General features: G+C 69.3%; 1 protein-coding gene. It reads right to left on the bottom strand.

Going from position 1 to position 755, the window contains the following annotated elements:
• The coding region (locus ACTIDRAF_RS30795) for a condensation domain-containing protein (protein ID WP_039789131.1) at nt 1-755 on the bottom strand (755 nt) is incomplete at both ends.

Below are 755 nucleotides of genomic sequence, written 5' to 3'. Positions count from 1 at the left end.
GCTCGGTGTCGTTCCACCCCCGCACCACCAACTCCCGCTCCGGAGAATCCAGCAGCTCAACGGAGCGGAGTGGACGCTCGGGGTGGCTCGCCATCCGCTGGGCCAGCACCAGCCAGTGCCGAACCAGCCGTTCGACCGTCTCGGGCTGGAAGAGGTCGGTGCTGTACTCGACGGCGCCCTGGAGACCGCTGTCCGCCTCCTGGAAGTACAGCGTCAGGTCGAACTGGGCGGTGTCCCGGGGCAGGGGGTAGTCGCCTACCTCGAGGCCGGGAAGCCGCGCGGGTTCGGCGGGCGTGTTCTGGAGGATGAGCATGGCCTGCACCAGCGGGGTGCGGCTGGTGTCCCGCGCCGGGGACAGCTCGTCGATCAGGCGGCTGAACGGAACGTCCTGGTTCTCCAGAGCCCCCAGAACTGTTTCCCGGACGTCCTCGAGGTACTGGGAGACCGACGCCGTCGGCTCGATCCGGGTGCGGAGGACGAGGGTGTTCACGAAGAACCCGACCAGGTCCTCCACCTGCGCGCTCTGCTCCCGCCCCGACACCGCCGTGCCCAGCACGACATCGTCCTGACCGCTGTACCGGGACAACAACAGCTGCGTCACCGCCGTCAACGCCATGAACAGCGTGGAGTTCGTCTCCCGACCGGTGTCACGCAGCCGAGCGGCCAGGCCGGCGGGAACGGTGAAGGTGCGGGTCGCGCCGGCTCCCGTTCGGACGGGGGGTCGTGGGTGGTCGGTGGGCAACTCCAACACCGGA

The organism is Actinoalloteichus spitiensis RMV-1378, from assembly GCF_000239155.1.
Classification (GTDB): Bacteria; Actinomycetota; Actinomycetes; order Mycobacteriales; family Pseudonocardiaceae; genus Actinoalloteichus_B; species Actinoalloteichus_B spitiensis.
This window is presented reverse-complemented; position numbering and strand designations above follow the sequence as displayed.